A 14,110-nucleotide genomic window follows, 5' to 3' on the forward strand; every position below is an offset into this window, starting at 1 on the left:
TACAAACACAGGTAGTGATACTGAAAGTTCTTATGATAAAATCATCTGCTGTTACTGAACCTAGGTAGCGAGATAAAAACTGCTCTCGCAGCTCCACCCATCTCTCAAAAAATGCCGTAAATACGCCATTTTTCCGGTGTTTTCACTATGTACATCTCACTACCTGCGTTCGGTTAGAGGAGGTTATTTATTATCAATACTTTCATCAATTACTCTCTCCTATACAACTTCATCGTTTCTTCTACAACATCATTCCAGTTGTATTTCTCACAGATAAAGTCAGTTGCCTTCAGCTTCATCTTTATAACCTTTTCAGAATGGTCACTGGCATCTTGTATTTTTTTTCTAAGGTCATTTACATCCGATTTATTGAAGACCAAAGCTTTATCTTCTACAACCTCTGCACACTCTGGAATGTCTGAAACCAAACAGCAATTTCCATAACTCATGGCTTCCAACAGACTTAAAGGCATTCCTTCCAAATCGGAAGGTAACGTGTAAATATAGGCATTGCTGTACAACTCATCCAACATCCGCCCCTGAACAAATCCAGTAAAGATAATCCTTTCATCGTCTCTTGCCAACTCGTTCAATTCTTTCATAAAAGAATCTGTGTCACTGGAACCACCAGCGATAACCAGTTTTTTATCTGTCTTAACATCCTTAAATGCTTCAATCAGATACCGAATCCCCTTCTCAGGTACCAACCGGCCAAGAAAGAGAAAATATGAATCTTTTGTAAGACCATATTTTTCTGTAATGATTTCTGCGTTTTTAATAGCTGGACGATTCACTCCATTAGGAATAAAATGTGTTTTTCTACCATATGTTTCCTGAAAATAATTCTGAACACCTTTGCTCAGAACGATTATTTCATCAGCATATTTCACTGCATTTCGTTCTCCCTGGCGGATAAATTTTGAACCAAATCCATTTTTCCATTTTTCTCTTTGCCAATCGATTCCATGTATGGTTACTACAACTTTTTTTCCGAATAATTTGGGCAACCACGCAAAAAATGCTGGTCCTTCAGCATGAATATGTACTACGTCGTATCTTCCAAATGCACAGCATAGAGCCGCAAAAAAAGAAGAACTAACTGCTGCCAGTCCCTTTTTTTCAATAGTGGGAACTGTCTTCAGTTTTATCCCCTTATATTCGTTTTTAATTTTTGCATCATATTCTGCGCCGCTTACATGATGACCGGCTCTGTTGTAACAAACAACTGTATGTCCGTCTCTCACCAGACGGGTACACAGTTCTTCCACAACAATTTCCACGCCACCTTCCCGACTGGGTATTCTCTTATGCCCAAACATCGCTATCCGCAGCGGCTCTTTAATCTTTTTTCTTCTCAATACTTTCCATCCTTACAGAAGATGCCCGCATCTTCTTACTAGTATTTTTAATCAATCCTATATATTCACATTCTTATAACTTCGAATACACCCCGCACCATAAGGGCACAGTTCTTCGGCGACGCCTGCGTTGGGCCGCCTGGCGGTATTCAACCGGAAAGGAGGCGTCATTGGCGCTTCCTCTCTTGCTGATCACTCAGCATTTATATATAAGAGGCATTTCTGCCGCTTATTAACTTGGTTTGTTGTTTTTCCGGAAGCTTTCCTGACATTTACGGCCCAGGTTTCGGGCGCCGTTCAGGAAGCGGTTGACCTGATGGCCGTTCTGGCAGATGAACATGCTGCCCTGTTTTTTTCCGGTGGCTCCGCAGATGGAACATTGCTTTTCTGTTCCGTCGGCGCGCAGCTCAAGTACCAGGATTCCTTCTGCCCAGGCTTTATATTTCAGATAATTCCGGATGCGGATACTTAAGTGAAGGGGCGAATAATTGCCGCTTCTGTACATGGATATCCTGGAAAAATCTTCATCATACTCCGGCAGTACCAGTATCCCGGTGTGTTTTTCTTTGCAGAAATCTATGATCTCCTTGCTGACCTGATGTGCATAATGTTCATTCAGGTGCTTGAGATGCATGTAATATTTCCTGTTTGGCTGACTGACGTTGTCTTTATCGGTAAATGCCCTGGATGCTTCTACTTTTTTCAGCAAAGCTTTGCAATGATGTCGGTATGCATTTCCGCCTCTGCAGTTTTTTACAGCCAGCTGGCTGGATCCTTCGTCCAGAACTGTGCATACTGCAAAGCTGTCCGTATTGGTAAAGCGGACGCTGCATACTCTGGCGCCTTCCTGCATTCGTTCCTTTGCTGTCCGGGCATCGAAGTTCTCCTGCTTGACAGGTACATGGAACATGAGCCATTTTTCCTCATGAACCAGCGTCGGTGAGAGGATCGTTGCTTCCTTGGGGAAAGGGCGTCCTGTAAGTCCGCAGGGTACCCAGATCCATTTCTTTCCGTTCCAGAGCTTCAGCACTACGGAGGTGTCTGTCAGGTCTCTGTACATTCCCTTGAAAAAGGTGATGTTGGCATCGATCTTTTCGGGGAAGCTTTCTGCGCTTGCTGCGGTCTTTACTGCCATTGCAGCTTTGTTCATGGCAGATCTCCGAAAGTAAACGGGGAGCTTTCCGCCTGGCGGGATGTACTTTGGTTCTCTTCCGTCTCTTCCGGGAACAGTGAGTTTTTCCAGATGTCCCTGGATGGTCAGCAGATTTTCGGCCCAGAGCTCTTCGCTTTCTTTCAGGAGCTCATAGTAAAATGCTACGGCTTCCCGATACAGGGCTTCGGTTATTTCGATCATCTGCTTTTCCGGACAAAAGAGCCGCATTTTCCATGTTTTGATACTGTATCCTGTTTTCATGGCATCTCTTTCTGCTGTCAGGTATCGCTTAATATCTTCATTAGCGAAAAAGAGCTTGAAACACTGTTAAATGCTGCTTTTTTCGGCACAGTTGACCACGATTTTGACCACTAATAATTGGAAAGAAAAAGGAAAAAAGCTTGAAAAGTATTGATTTTATGCGGATTTACGCAAGAAAAAAGTGACCACTTTTTGTGACCACTAATGTTAGATTTCGATGATTATCAGACTGTTTATTCACTTTTTGATAGAAAACGACTGCATATGATGCTTAAAAAACGACATTATTAGCATGCTTCATGTCTTTGGCACGCCTTGACAAAGGAAAATATCAATGGTATCCTTACATATGGCTGTAAAATATATCTTTTTTGGTCTGTGACTAATGAAGATAATAAGCGACACATTTCCCATAATCCACGAGCTGTCCAAGTATATTTTCTCTTGTACCAGCTCTTTTTTTATGTCTAATCGACATTTCCATGCCCAAATGCTATACTATACCCGCAGGCCGCGCGTTCTGGCTTTTGGCCTGCTAAATTTCAGAAAAGGATTTTTTTCTATGGAGAGAATTATTACCTATACGATCTCAACCGGGGAGTCCGGGGAAAATGTTCTTGGATTTCTTCGGAAGAAGGGGTTTTCCAAACATATATTGACTACTATGAAGCGGGCGGAGCATGCGATCCTGTTGAATGGGGAGCCGGCTTTTGGCAGGACAGTTCTAAAAGAGGGGGATGTTCTTCGGATCCTTGTTCCGGAAGAGGTCAATGAGTCAGATTCCTCTATCATTCCGGTGCCGCTGCATCTGGATATCCTGTATGAGGATGAGGATATCCTTGTGCTGAACAAGCCTGCTGATATGCCTGTGCATCCCTCTGCCGGGAACTATGAGAATACTCTTGCCAACGGTGTTGCCTGGTATTATAAGCAGCAGGGGAAGGCTTTTGTCTACCGCTGCATCAACCGGCTGGACAGGGATACCACCGGGGTGCTGGTGCTGGCCAAGAATCCTCTGAGCGGGGCTCTTCTCTCCGCCCAGATGAAGCAGCGCCAGATCCGGCGTACCTATCTTGCCCTTACTGACGGGATCCCGCCGGAAAGGGGGACGATCTCCGCTCCTGTTGCGAGAATGGATGCTTCTGTGATCACAAGGGAGGTTAATTTTGAGCGTGGGGAGGCTGCCGTGACTCATTATGAGCGTCTTGCAGTCAGCAATGGATATGCTCTTGTGGAGCTGCATCTGGATACGGGGCGGACTCATCAGATCCGGGTGCATATGAAGTATATCGGCTGTCCGCTGCCGGGGGATTTTCTGTATCATCCGGTTTTTGACCGGATCGGACGCCAGGCCCTGCATTCCTTCCAGCTGGAATTTGCACACCCCATCACCGGGGAGCCTATGTGTTTCCTGGCACCTGTGCCTGAGGATTTCCGCAAAGCATTTGCGCAGTAAAAAAATCAGCTGTCCGGTAGGTGTTTCCTGCACCGGCAGCTGATTTTTTTATTGTTTTCATTTATTTTTTTTGTAGATCACAAGGAGTCCCTTGAGCAGAAGGTCCTCATCCAGAATGATTTCTTTCTTACAGTGAGAAATGATCTTTTTTGCAAGACCGCCTGTTGCGATCACGGTTGTTTTCTCACCAAGTTCTTCTTCCACCCGGTCAATGATCCCGTCGATAGCTGCTGCGTTGCTGTAGAGCACGCCGCTTTTCATGCATTCGATGGTGTTGCGCCCGATCACATGCTTCGGGGCATCGATGCTGATCCCGCTGAGCTGGGATGCCCTGGCTGTCAGTGCATCCAGGGATATTCCGATGCCAGGAAGGATCATTCCGCCAATGTATTGTTTTTTTCTGTTGACAACCGAAACTGTAGTGGCGGTTCCCATATCGATCACAATAAACGGAACCGGATATTCATTTAATCCTGCCACAGCGTCTGCCACAAGATCCGCGCCCAGCTGTCCGGGATTGTCCATCATGATGTTCAGACCTGTTTTTACTCCTGGTCCCAGGACCATGACTTCTTTTTTGAGGATCTTTTCTGCTGCCAGCTTGGCAATGTTGGTGATCTGCGGGACTACAGATGAAATGATACAGCCTTCTATGTCTGCCTTTTTGATGTGGTAGATTTCCAGTAAGGTTTTCAGGTCTACGGCATATTCCAGTTCTGTTTTTGTTCTTACGGTAGCAAGTCTCTCGATGAAGTATGTTTTCTGATCATCGATGCAGCCCACGACTATGTTGGTATTTCCAATATCAATTGCTAATATCATAATTTTATTTTCCCTGTCTTTATGCTTTTGTCTTCTCACGGCTGATCTGTGCGGATGGGATCAGATGTGCCTTGGAAAGTGCAGCTCCCACTGCTCCTGTGATCACTGTGGAGGAAATCATTTCGCATACTGCGTTGATTCCTACCATGAGACAGCAGCCGATGATGATGTTATGACCGCCCATCAGATTTTTTACATAATCGGTATTTCCGAACAGTCCTACAAGTGCTGCCATGAAGAACAGTGTATTCAGGAATGCGGAAAAGAATCCGGTTACTGCACATGCCACATAGGTATTGCTGACCTTTCGCATGCCTTTAAAAATATATCCGAGGCAGATACCGTCCAGAAGACGTGGGATGAAGCGCTGGATAAAGGCAAATACCGGATTGATACCGAAAAGCACAACTCCCATTGCACTGGAGCCGCCTACTCCTATGCACTGGAGAAAGCTGGTCAGGCCGAAGATCGCACCTGCCACGGCTCCTCCTACGGGTCCAAGGACGACTGCACTGATGGCTACCGGGATCACATTAAAGGAAATGGCCAGTGGCCCGATGTTCAGATATCCCAGTGGTGTGTAGGCCATCAGCAGAAGGATTGCTGCCATCAGGCCCAGTAACGTAAGCTGCGCTGTTGTAAATCTGTTGTTTTTCATTTCTTCTCCTCCTTGTTACCGTTCCGCTCTGTGAATATTTCCGGAAATACAGCATTTTCCGGCGTTTTCTGCGGATACAATACGGTGATGGAAAGCGGTGATCTTTTTGTTCCGCTTTTCGTTGTTAAAACCGGCTATCTGACCGGTTCTGTAGCTATGCTTCTGCCTTTGTGGTAAGCAGAAGGATCTTATCCAGGATCTTTAACGCTGCATCCTCCTTGCTCATAAGCGGGAGTGACACTTCTTCGTCCTGTGTGATCAGAGTCAGGACGTTGGTATCTCCCTGGAATCCGGCGCCTTCTACCTTCAGGTTGTTGGCTGCCACCATATCCAGGTTTTTCTTCTCAAGCTTGGCTCTGGAATTACGGAGCATGTCTTTGGTCTCCATGGAAAATCCGCAGAGGAACTGACCCTGCTTCTTGTGCTGGCCCAGATATTTCAGAATGTCGTCTGTCCTCTCGAGCTCTATGGAAGCCTGATCGTCTTTTTTCTTAACCTTGTCTTCGCTGACCTGCTTCGGACGGTAGTCTGCCACTGCGGCAGCCTTGATGATGATATCCTGTTCATCACTTAAACCGGTGACTGCCTCGAACATATCTCTGGCGGATGTCACAGGTACGACCTTCACAAAAAGGGGCGGCTCAATGGCAGTAGGTCCGCTTACCAGCGTAACCTCCGCTCCTCTGAGCATGGCCATTTTTGCAATGGCGTATCCCATCTTTCCGGATGAATGGTTGGTGAGACAGCGGACCGGGTCGATGGCCTCCTGGGTAGGTCCTGCCGTTACCAGGAGCTTTTTGCCGGCAAGGTCTTTCTGGAAGGCGGCTTCCTTCAGGATATATTCCAGAAGGGTTTCCGGCTCCGGCATTTTTCCGGCTCCGGTGTCTCCGCATGCCAGGTAGCCGCTGGCCGGTGTGATCACCTCATATCCGTAGGTTTGCAGCTTCCGGATATTGTCCTGCACCACAGGATTCTCATACATGGCGGTATTCATGGCCGGTGCAAGGATCTTCTGACACCTGCAGGCCATTACCGTAGTGGTGAGCATATCGTCCGCAAGGCCGTTGGCCAGCTTTCCGATCACGTTTGCACTGGCCGGTGCGATCATCACAACATCTGCCTTCTTGGCAATGGATACGTGCTCTACCTGGAACTGAAAGTTCCGGTCAAAGGTATCCACCAAGCATTTATTCCCGGTCAGTGTTTCAAATGTGATCGGATTGATAAAGTTCGTTGCATTCTCTGTCATCAGTACATGGACATCTGCATGAAGCTTATGTAATGCACTTGCCAGATATGCGATCTTGTATGCAGCAATACTTCCTGTGATGCCAAGAAGCACTGTTTTCCCTTTCAGCATCCTTGTCCCTCCTGTCAGTCAACCATACGGATACTCTCGATCACCGGCTGCTGATCCTTTGCAATAGTTCCGTTGCCGTCTGTCGGCTTGGCATCCTTGCAGATCTGATCTACAATGTCCATCCCGGAGGTCACGTGCCCGAATGCGGCATAGTCGCCATCCAGATGTGTGGAATCGGACTGTACGATAAAGAACTGGGAGCTTGCGCTGTCCGGATCTGTGCTGCGGGCCATGGAAATGGTTCCTCTTACATGAGAAATATCGTTCTTCACTCCATTGCTGGAAAATTCGCCCTTGATGGTATCCTCTGCTCCGCCGGTTCCGTCTCCGTTTGGATCTCCGCCCTGGATCATAAATCCGTCAATGATCCGGTGGAAGGTCAGACCGTCATAAAAATTGTCCTGTACCAGCTTTACAAAGTTTGTGACTGTAATGGGTGCAGTGTCTGCATCCAGCTCTACATCGATCTCGCCATAGTCCTTTACGGTGATGGCAGCATGATGGGTTCCTGTCAGCTGCTGGCTGGTATCGATCACAGTTGTTCCTGCCATTTGTGCATCCTCGGAACCATCGGAAAATTCTCCGTCTGCGCTGTCTGTATCCTCTGTACTGTCTGCAGAAGCTTCGGTTTCATGTGAAGTGTCCCCTGCATTACCGGAAGCCTCCTGATCATCGGCGCTTTCTTCATGATCTGAAAAGCCTGCCGCCTCAGCCTCCTCCTCGGATACTGCATTGGCTGCTGTCTCTTCATCTACGCCTGTCTGTCCTTCTGAGGTTTCTTCCTCCAGAGATTCTTCCTTCTTGTCTGCTTTGTCAGAAGTGCTGTCTGTGCTTCCGCATCCGGAAAGCATTCCTGCGGTAAGAGCTGTCGCAAATAATACGGCTAAAACCTTACGTTTCATATTTATAAGTCCTCCTTATCAGATCCCGAAAACGCCTGTTCCGGCATTTTCAGGTGAGCTTTTCACTCTCCCCCTGTAAGCTTTTCTCAGTTTAACATCATCTTTTCATAAAGTCAACTTTGCACGGAACCAGGTACAGGAGTTACTATTCACTCCGTTTTCAGTAACGTGCAGGATTCCCTTTGTTTTTGCCTTGTATCTCTTCCGGTTCTCTGCTAAAATCATGTATGGAGCTTATCATGGGCTCCGTACATATAAGAAAGTGAGGAATCAACATGGAAAAGATCACAAGTTTTACCATTGACCATATCAAGCTTCAGCCTGGCGTATACGTTTCACGTAAGGATCCGGTCGGAGATCAGGTGATCACCACCTTCGATATCCGTATGACTTCTCCCAATGAGGAGCCTGTTATGAACACAGCCGAGCTTCATGCCATGGAGCATCTGGCGGCTACCTTCCTGCGGAACCATAAGGAGTTTGGCCCGAAGGTCATTTACTGGGGTCCTATGGGCTGCCGTACCGGAAATTATCTTCTTCTTAACGGGGATTATGAATCCAGAGATATCGTTCCGCTGATGATCGAAATGTTTGAATTTATCCGCGATTTTGAGGGTGAGATCCCGGGAGCTTCTCCCAAGGACTGCGGAAATTATCTGGATATGAACCTTGGCATGGCAAAATATCTGGCAAAGAAATTCCTGAACGAAGTTCTCTACGATATCAAGCCGGACCGTCTTGTTTATCCGGAATGATCTGCGGGTACGATCCGCTAGCATGATCCTTGTGTTCTGAACGGACTGGACTATATGCCGAAACAAAAAAACAGGCTGCCTGTATCGATGTTCTTTCATCGGATACAGCTGCCTGTTTTTTGTTATATCAAGGAGATATCTGCAATTGAAGCAGGATCAGGATTTCCCTGATCTGGTCAAAAGCCTGTAGTCTGTGCTCTACTGTGCTGCTTCTGCGGTAGTATCTTCTGCGGTAGTATCTGCTGCCACTGCTCCTACCGGCGGTGTTGTGCTGACGTAATCGCCGGATGCGTAGCAGGTCTGGCCATTATAATCCACACGGATCCATCCATTGTCACAGACACCGGTACACTTCAGGGATTCTCCGGAAAGGACACCTGCCACAAACTCTGCCTCTGCATTGGCGTCAGAACGTAAATTCACACCCTCCACTGCATAGTAGGTGGCATCCTGAGCCTGTACGTTGATGCCGCTTGGGGTCTGCTCCGTAGCTGCTGTCTGTGCTGCGGGATCTGCTGCCCCGGCTGTGGTGGAGTCTGCTGCCGCTGCTGCTCCGTCCGCTGTGGAATCTGCTGCTGCCTTCGGTGTAGGTGTTGCAGTTGCCTTCGGCTTCTCTGTGGGCTCCGGCGTCGGTGTGGAATCTACTACTGTTACCACTGCATCGGTTCCTTCCTCATATCCACAGCCCTGTGCAAGGAAAGCCGCGCCTATTATCAAAGCCATAATACATTTTTTCTTCATTTTATCTGATTCCTCCTTATACGCCGGTAAAAAATTCTCTGCGTCCAATATACACGATTCTGCAATATTATGCAAGTCCTGGCCGGTTCTTTCACATATTTACCGGCTCAAAAAGCACCCGGACAGTTCCGCCGCAGATCATCCCCAGATCTCCTGCCCCCTGTCCCAGCTCGTAAACCTTTGTTTCCGTATTTCGGATATTTACTGCGTGTTTTCCGGCTTCAAACTCCACTTTTCCGCCGCCGATGCTTCCTGCCGTGCTTCCGTCCCGGAATACGAACATCTTGCTCCCAGTTCCTCTTGGTGAGGAGCCCTTCTTCTCGATGATCGTGACCATGGTTCCCGGTGTCCTGCGGCGTACTGCTGCCTCCACCTCCTCATCACAGTAGGTGCGGAAATGCCGGTTCTTTTCCTGCACGATCTCTGCCATGATGCTCACGGCGATCTCAGCCGGCATCTGTCCTCCGATGGGAAGTCCGATGGGGGCATGGATCTGATCCAGCTGTTCCTCCGTAAATCCCTCTTTCAGGAGCTTTTCCCTGGTGATCCGCACCTTTGTCCTGCTTCCGATCATTCCGAAATATGCAAAGGGTCTCTTAAGGATCGCTCTTGCACAGGCGGAATCCCCCAGATGGCCTCGTGTCACCACTACATAGTAGGCATTTTCATAGGGAGGGATCCTGTCGGACAGGGTATCAAACTCTCCAAAGATCCTCTCATCTGCCATGGGAAATCTTTCCTCCGTCACAAATTCCTCCCGGTCATCCATGACTGTTACATGAAAGCCCAGCATCCTGCCGATCTCTGCTACCGGAAGAGAAACATGGCCGCCACCCAGTATGATCAGCCTGGGATTCTTCTCGTAGGTTTCCACAAATATCTCCCGGTCTCCGTTTTTCACAACGCCGGTTTCCACAGCTGCTTCCACAGAAGCCTTCAGGAATTCTTCTGCTTCTTTATTTCTTTCTGCTCTCTTCGGATAAAAAAAGCTGCTTTCTTCCAAAAGATATTTCAGCCCGGCATCCTTTCCGTTCAGAAGGATCCCTGTTTTTACACGCCCTCTTTTTTCTACCACATCATATATTGTCTGATACATTCTCTGTGTCCTTTCTGTCCGTCTTTCGCGGTTTATTCCGCGGCAAGCTCCTTTACCGCCCCGGCAGCAGTGTCCACCTCTTCTTCCGTATTAAAATAAGAAAAGCTAAAGCGGACAGTTCCTGTTTTTTCGGTTCCCAGTGCTTTGTGCATCAGCGGTGCACAGTGGCCGCCGGCTCTTACACTGATTCCGTACTCTTCATCAAGGACCATGGCCACCTCTGCCGAATCCATCTCTGCAATATTCAGAGTCACCACAGGGGAGCGTTCTTCCCTGGAAAAATCCCCGTACAGGGTAATTCCCGGAATTTCCTTTATCTGGTCATAAAAACGCCACATCAGCTGCTGCTCTCTTTTTCGGATCTGTTCTGTTCCGGTTTCCCTGATCCAGCTGATTGCTGCACCAAGACCTGCGATCCCGTGGCTGTTCAGGGTTCCTGCCTCCAGTGTCTCCGGCATATCCTGCGGATGCTCTCTCTGAAAGGTGAGGACGCCGCTTCCGCCTACCTTCAGAGGCTCCACAGATACCCCCGGCCGGACACAGATGGCTCCTGTGCCCTGGGGTCCCATAAGGCCCTTATGTCCGGAAAAGCAAAGAATATCTATATGATCTTTTTTCATGGAAATCGGAAATACTCCTGCTGTCTGGGCAGCATCCACAATAAAAAGCTTCTGGTGCTTCTGTGCGATCTCACCGATGGCGTGGATATCATTGAGATTTCCTGTCAGATTGGAAGCGTGGGTACAGACGATCACCTTCGTCTCCGGACGGATGGCTGCTTCAAGCTCCGTAAGGGAGATCCGTCCCTTGCGGTCTGCCGGCAGGATCGTAAGCTTCATGCCGTTTTTTTCCAGGCGGTACAGTGGACGGAGCACACTATTGTGATCCATCTCCGTACAGATCGCATGGATAGTTCCCTCCTCTGGATGGAGTGTTCCCTGCAGAGCGATATTGAGCGCTTCCGTGTCATTGGATGTAAAGGCCACACATTCCGGTCCCCATACGTCAAACATCTCTGCGATCTGGCATCTTGTATTAAAAATAAGCCTTGAGGCTGCCATTGCTTCGCCGCTGCTGCCCCTTCCGCTGTTTCCTGCATGCTGCATGGCTTCCACCACAGCACGCGGCACACAGTCCGGCTTATGAAAGCTTGTAGCCGCGTTATCCAGATAAATCATTTCATTCTGCTCCTTGTGATTTTTATCAAATGCCTTTATAATAAACTCTGGCTTTATTTTATACTATCCGAGGAGGTTTTTCCAATGAAAAAAACATCTTTTTTCAACAGTCTGCCATTTAAGCTGCTGGTTGCTGTGATCCTGGGGATCATGGCCGGGCTTATCCTGAACCGGTACAGCACCAACGGAATCTCCATGGCAGTTCTCAATATCACAGTTACTATCAAGTACATTCTGGGCCAGATCATTACCTTCTGCGTACCGCTGATCGTGCTGGGATTTATCGCTCCGTCCATTACCCGGCTTGGCAAAAATGCTTCGCTGATGCTGGGAGTTGCGGTTGTCCTCGCTTACGGCTCCTCTGTTGGCGCAGCGCTTTTTTCTACAGCCTCCGGCTTTCTGATCATTCCACATCTGTCCATCCATTCCTATGCTGCAGGACTGAAGCAGCTGCCGGAGGTGATCTTTGAACTGGAGATCCCGCAGATCATGTCCGTTATGAGTGCTCTTGTGTTTGCAATGATGCTGGGCCTTGCCGCCACCTGGACAAAAGCGAAGCTGATCACAGGACTTCTGGATGAATTTCAGAAGATCGTTCTTTCTCTGGTTGCACGGATCATCATCCCCATTCTTCCGCTGTTCATCGGCACTACCTTCTGCAGCCTTGCCTACGAGGGAACCATCACCAGACAGCTGCCTGTTTTTCTGAAGATCATCGTACTGGTGCTTGCCGGGCATTTTATCTGGATGGCTCTTCTTTACATCCTTGCAGGAATCTATTCCGGAGAAAATCCTCTGGAGGTTGTCCGCCATTATGGTCCTGCCTATCTGACTGCCGTAGGGACCATGTCCTCTGCTGCCACACTGGCCGTTGCACTGCAGTGTGCCTCCAAAGCCAAACCGCTCCGCAAGGATCTTGTCAGCTTCGGGATTCCTCTTTTTGCAAACATCCATCTCTGTGGTTCCGTCCTGACAGAGGTTTTCTTCTGTATGGCGATTTCAAAGATCCTGTACGGCTCCGTTCCCACACCGGGTACCATGGTTCTGTTCTGCCTTCTTCTGGGTATCTTTGCCATCGGAGCTCCCGGCGTTCCCGGCGGAACCGTCATGGCATCCCTTGGTATCATCACCGGAATACTGAAATTCGACAGCTCCGGCACTGCACTGATGCTTACCATCTTTGCACTGCAGGACAGCTTCGGAACTGCATGCAACGTGACCGGCGACGGTGCGCTGACACTGATGCTCACCGGCTATGCAAAGCGCCATCATATTGAGGAGCAGCAACTTGACGTAGAATTGTAAGTTCGGAGCTAAGTCAGGCGGATATTTGCGATCCGATCCGCTTCGTTGCTTGCTCATAACCGGATATCAACTGTTTTATGTCTTTTATGAGAAAATACTGGCTCGAGATGAATTTCCATTGTGACCGTTTCAGGAGTACGGCGGTAATTTTCTGTTCCGTCTTTCTCCTGCGGTCCTGAGATAACGATTTTACTGATCAGCCGGTGGGAACGTTCTTTGTGTTCCAATAGTGGAAGTTTTCAACACCATCCGGATATGCATTCATTTCAAATATGATATCCTGTTTTTTTAATTCTTCCCTATACAATTCAGCTATATATGCCGGACCATTACACCACAGCTTTGTTTTCTCATCATACAGTGCTTTTCCTGTCTTTGAACATAGAAAATCTGTCAATACCTCTTTTCTGTCCTTGCCCGTCTCTTCTGCGATTTCTTCTGTCACCATAGTGATAAGAAGGTCGATTGTATAATCCATTTTTTCTTTTGGAATTGTTACAAGTGGATAATCTGTTCAACAGGTAAATGCCACTCTTCTGAAGCAAGCCGGATTAATCTTGTTTGCATGAAAGTAATCTCTGTTTTCTCACTCATTATGAATCCTCCTTAATTTCTTGGTCAATAAAACTGGAATTGGTTATTCTTTTACGATTTTATCAATGCAGAAATAAACAGCTATCATAATTAAAGATATTACCAATCCAACATAAAACTCTGGAAAAGCAAATTCGATACTATTATGAATACTCATTTTCCCTGTTATATTCATTATGTGCCAAGTAAAAAAATTGTATATTTCAGAAATCACAATTCCTACTACTCCTAATCCACCAAAAACTTTATTGATTTTTTTATTTTTAAATGGAATCCATACACCTATAATAAAAAATAACACAGATATAATGCCTATTGGATTATACAAATTAATTAAACCACTAATCTCTTGTACACCTTTCATTCCACCATACTGGTTTAATAACATTGGTAATAAACTAATAACAAATGCTATTGTTAATATAATCTTCTTTTTTATAAAATACATCTCACTTTCAAATTCCGATTGTT

Annotated in this window: 14 protein-coding genes and 1 pseudogene; 3 read left to right on the forward strand and 12 right to left on the reverse strand. The window is 47.2% G+C overall.

Annotation, left to right across the window (positions count from 1 at the left end; genetic code table 11):
* Window positions 1–209: 209 nt before the first annotated feature.
* Entirely contained in the window at window positions 210–1,319 is a 1,110-nt protein-coding gene (locus CCC70_RS15095; protein WP_287085250.1) for a glycosyltransferase family 4 protein, read from the reverse strand.
* Window positions 1,320–1,590: 271 nt separating this feature from the next.
* Entirely contained in the window at window positions 1,591–2,712 is a 1,122-nt protein-coding gene (locus tag CCC70_RS15100) for a transposase (protein WP_287085194.1), read from the reverse strand.
* 622 nt (window positions 2,713–3,334) lie between these two features.
* On the opposite strand from CCC70_RS15100, the gene CCC70_RS15105 reads away from it, so the two are divergent.
* Window positions 3,335–4,228 (forward strand): RluA family pseudouridine synthase, encoded by an 894-nt coding sequence (locus CCC70_RS15105; protein WP_287085195.1) that lies wholly within the window; start codon window positions 3,335–3,337, stop codon window positions 4,226–4,228.
* 57 nt (window positions 4,229–4,285) lie between these two features.
* Here the strand turns inward: CCC70_RS15105 and CCC70_RS15110 are convergent, their stop codons facing one another.
* From CCC70_RS15110 to CCC70_RS15125, 4 genes are all read right to left on the reverse strand, one after another.
* The gene (locus CCC70_RS15110; protein ID WP_287085196.1) at window positions 4,286–5,050 is read right to left on the reverse strand and encodes a type III pantothenate kinase; all 765 of its coding nucleotides are present in this window, start codon (window positions 5,048–5,050) and stop codon (window positions 4,286–4,288) included.
* A gap of 19 nt (window positions 5,051–5,069) precedes the next feature.
* Window positions 5,070–5,708, reverse strand: a complete 639-nt coding sequence (locus CCC70_RS15115) for an ECF transporter S component (RefSeq protein WP_059085617.1) — start codon at window positions 5,706–5,708, stop codon at window positions 5,070–5,072.
* A 154-nt stretch (window positions 5,709–5,862) separates the two neighbouring features.
* Entirely contained in the window at window positions 5,863–7,068 is a 1,206-nt protein-coding gene (gene coaBC / locus CCC70_RS15120) for a bifunctional phosphopantothenoylcysteine decarboxylase/phosphopantothenate--cysteine ligase CoaBC (protein WP_118368886.1), read from the reverse strand.
* 14 nt (window positions 7,069–7,082) lie between these two features.
* A complete protein-coding gene (locus CCC70_RS15125; protein WP_118515966.1) occupies window positions 7,083–7,970 on the reverse strand; it encodes a peptidylprolyl isomerase in 888 nt (295 codons plus the stop codon).
* A gap of 275 nt (window positions 7,971–8,245) precedes the next feature.
* Between CCC70_RS15125 and CCC70_RS15130 the strand changes: the two genes are divergently transcribed.
* Window positions 8,246–8,725: an S-ribosylhomocysteine lyase gene (locus CCC70_RS15130; RefSeq protein WP_015524777.1), complete on the forward strand. Its 480-nt coding sequence runs from the start codon at window positions 8,246–8,248 to the stop codon at window positions 8,723–8,725.
* Window positions 8,726–8,923: 198 nt separating this feature from the next.
* Here CCC70_RS15130 and CCC70_RS15135 read toward each other — a convergent pair whose 3' ends face one another.
* The 3 genes from CCC70_RS15135 to CCC70_RS15145 all read right to left on the reverse strand — a co-directional run bounded on the left by CCC70_RS15135 (window position 8,924) and on the right by CCC70_RS15145 (window position 11,740).
* Complete coding sequence (locus tag CCC70_RS15135) at window positions 8,924–9,466, reverse strand: SH3 domain-containing protein (RefSeq protein ID WP_195655978.1); 543 nt, start codon at window positions 9,464–9,466, stop codon at window positions 8,924–8,926.
* 91 nt (window positions 9,467–9,557) lie between these two features.
* The gene (locus CCC70_RS15140; protein ID WP_118368889.1) at window positions 9,558–10,562 is read right to left on the reverse strand and encodes an XdhC family protein; all 1,005 of its coding nucleotides are present in this window, start codon (window positions 10,560–10,562) and stop codon (window positions 9,558–9,560) included.
* Between the two features lie 32 nt (window positions 10,563–10,594).
* Window positions 10,595–11,740 (reverse strand): aminotransferase class V-fold PLP-dependent enzyme, encoded by a 1,146-nt coding sequence (locus tag CCC70_RS15145; protein WP_287085197.1) that lies wholly within the window; start codon window positions 11,738–11,740, stop codon window positions 10,595–10,597.
* 84 nt (window positions 11,741–11,824) lie between these two features.
* Here CCC70_RS15145 and CCC70_RS15150 point away from each other — a divergent pair, with 84 nt between their 5' ends.
* A complete protein-coding gene (locus CCC70_RS15150; RefSeq protein WP_118623820.1) occupies window positions 11,825–13,045 on the forward strand; it encodes a dicarboxylate/amino acid:cation symporter in 1,221 nt (406 codons plus the stop codon).
* A 196-nt stretch (window positions 13,046–13,241) separates the two neighbouring features.
* Here the strand turns inward: CCC70_RS15150 and CCC70_RS15155 are convergent, their stop codons facing one another.
* The 3 genes and pseudogenes from CCC70_RS15155 to CCC70_RS15160 all read right to left on the reverse strand — a co-directional run bounded on the left by CCC70_RS15155 (window position 13,242) and on the right by CCC70_RS15160 (window position 14,087).
* Complete coding sequence (locus CCC70_RS15155) at window positions 13,242–13,523, reverse strand: hypothetical protein (protein ID WP_270652903.1); 282 nt, start codon at window positions 13,521–13,523, stop codon at window positions 13,242–13,244.
* A 20-nt stretch (window positions 13,524–13,543) separates the two neighbouring features.
* Window positions 13,544–13,639 (reverse strand): annotated as a pseudogene (locus CCC70_RS16775) (DUF3791 domain-containing protein); the annotation flags it as partial.
* 43 nt (window positions 13,640–13,682) lie between these two features.
* On the reverse strand, window positions 13,683–14,087 hold the full coding sequence (locus CCC70_RS15160; RefSeq protein WP_207724845.1) for a hypothetical protein: 405 nt from the start codon (window positions 14,085–14,087) through the stop codon (window positions 13,683–13,685).
* Between the last annotated feature and the right edge of the window lie 23 nt (window positions 14,088–14,110).

Source organism: Blautia sp. LMAG:89, from assembly GCF_008679485.1.
Classification (GTDB): domain Bacteria; phylum Bacillota; class Clostridia; order Lachnospirales; family Lachnospiraceae; genus Blautia_A; species Blautia_A fusiformis.

Coding starts and splice junctions, on each gene's coding strand:
- coaBC (WP_118368886.1), bottom strand. CDS start 7,068: ATGCTGAAAGGGAAAACAGTGCTTCTTGGCATCACAGGAAGTATTGCT.
- CCC70_RS15130 (WP_015524777.1), top strand. CDS start 8,246: ATGGAAAAGATCACAAGTTTTACCATTGACCATATCAAGCTTCAGCCT.
- CCC70_RS15150 (WP_118623820.1), top strand. CDS start 11,825: ATGAAAAAAACATCTTTTTTCAACAGTCTGCCATTTAAGCTGCTGGTT.
- CCC70_RS15105 (WP_287085195.1), top strand. CDS start 3,335: ATGGAGAGAATTATTACCTATACGATCTCAACCGGGGAGTCCGGGGAA.
- CCC70_RS15155 (WP_270652903.1), bottom strand. CDS start 13,523: ATGGATTATACAATCGACCTTCTTATCACTATGGTGACAGAAGAAATC.
- CCC70_RS15160 (WP_207724845.1), bottom strand. CDS start 14,087: ATGTATTTTATAAAAAAGAAGATTATATTAACAATAGCATTTGTTATT.
- CCC70_RS15135 (WP_195655978.1), bottom strand. CDS start 9,466: ATGAAGAAAAAATGTATTATGGCTTTGATAATAGGCGCGGCTTTCCTT.
- CCC70_RS15110 (WP_287085196.1), bottom strand. CDS start 5,050: ATGATATTAGCAATTGATATTGGAAATACCAACATAGTCGTGGGCTGC.
- CCC70_RS15100 (WP_287085194.1), bottom strand. CDS start 2,712: ATGATCGAAATAACCGAAGCCCTGTATCGGGAAGCCGTAGCATTTTAC.
- CCC70_RS15095 (WP_287085250.1), bottom strand. CDS start 1,319: ATGTTTGGGCATAAGAGAATACCCAGTCGGGAAGGTGGCGTGGAAATT.
- CCC70_RS15145 (WP_287085197.1), bottom strand. CDS start 11,740: ATGATTTATCTGGATAACGCGGCTACAAGCTTTCATAAGCCGGACTGT.
- CCC70_RS15140 (WP_118368889.1), bottom strand. CDS start 10,562: ATGTATCAGACAATATATGATGTGGTAGAAAAAAGAGGGCGTGTAAAA.
- CCC70_RS15115 (WP_059085617.1), bottom strand. CDS start 5,708: ATGAAAAACAACAGATTTACAACAGCGCAGCTTACGTTACTGGGCCTG.
- CCC70_RS15125 (WP_118515966.1), bottom strand. CDS start 7,970: ATGAAACGTAAGGTTTTAGCCGTATTATTTGCGACAGCTCTTACCGCA.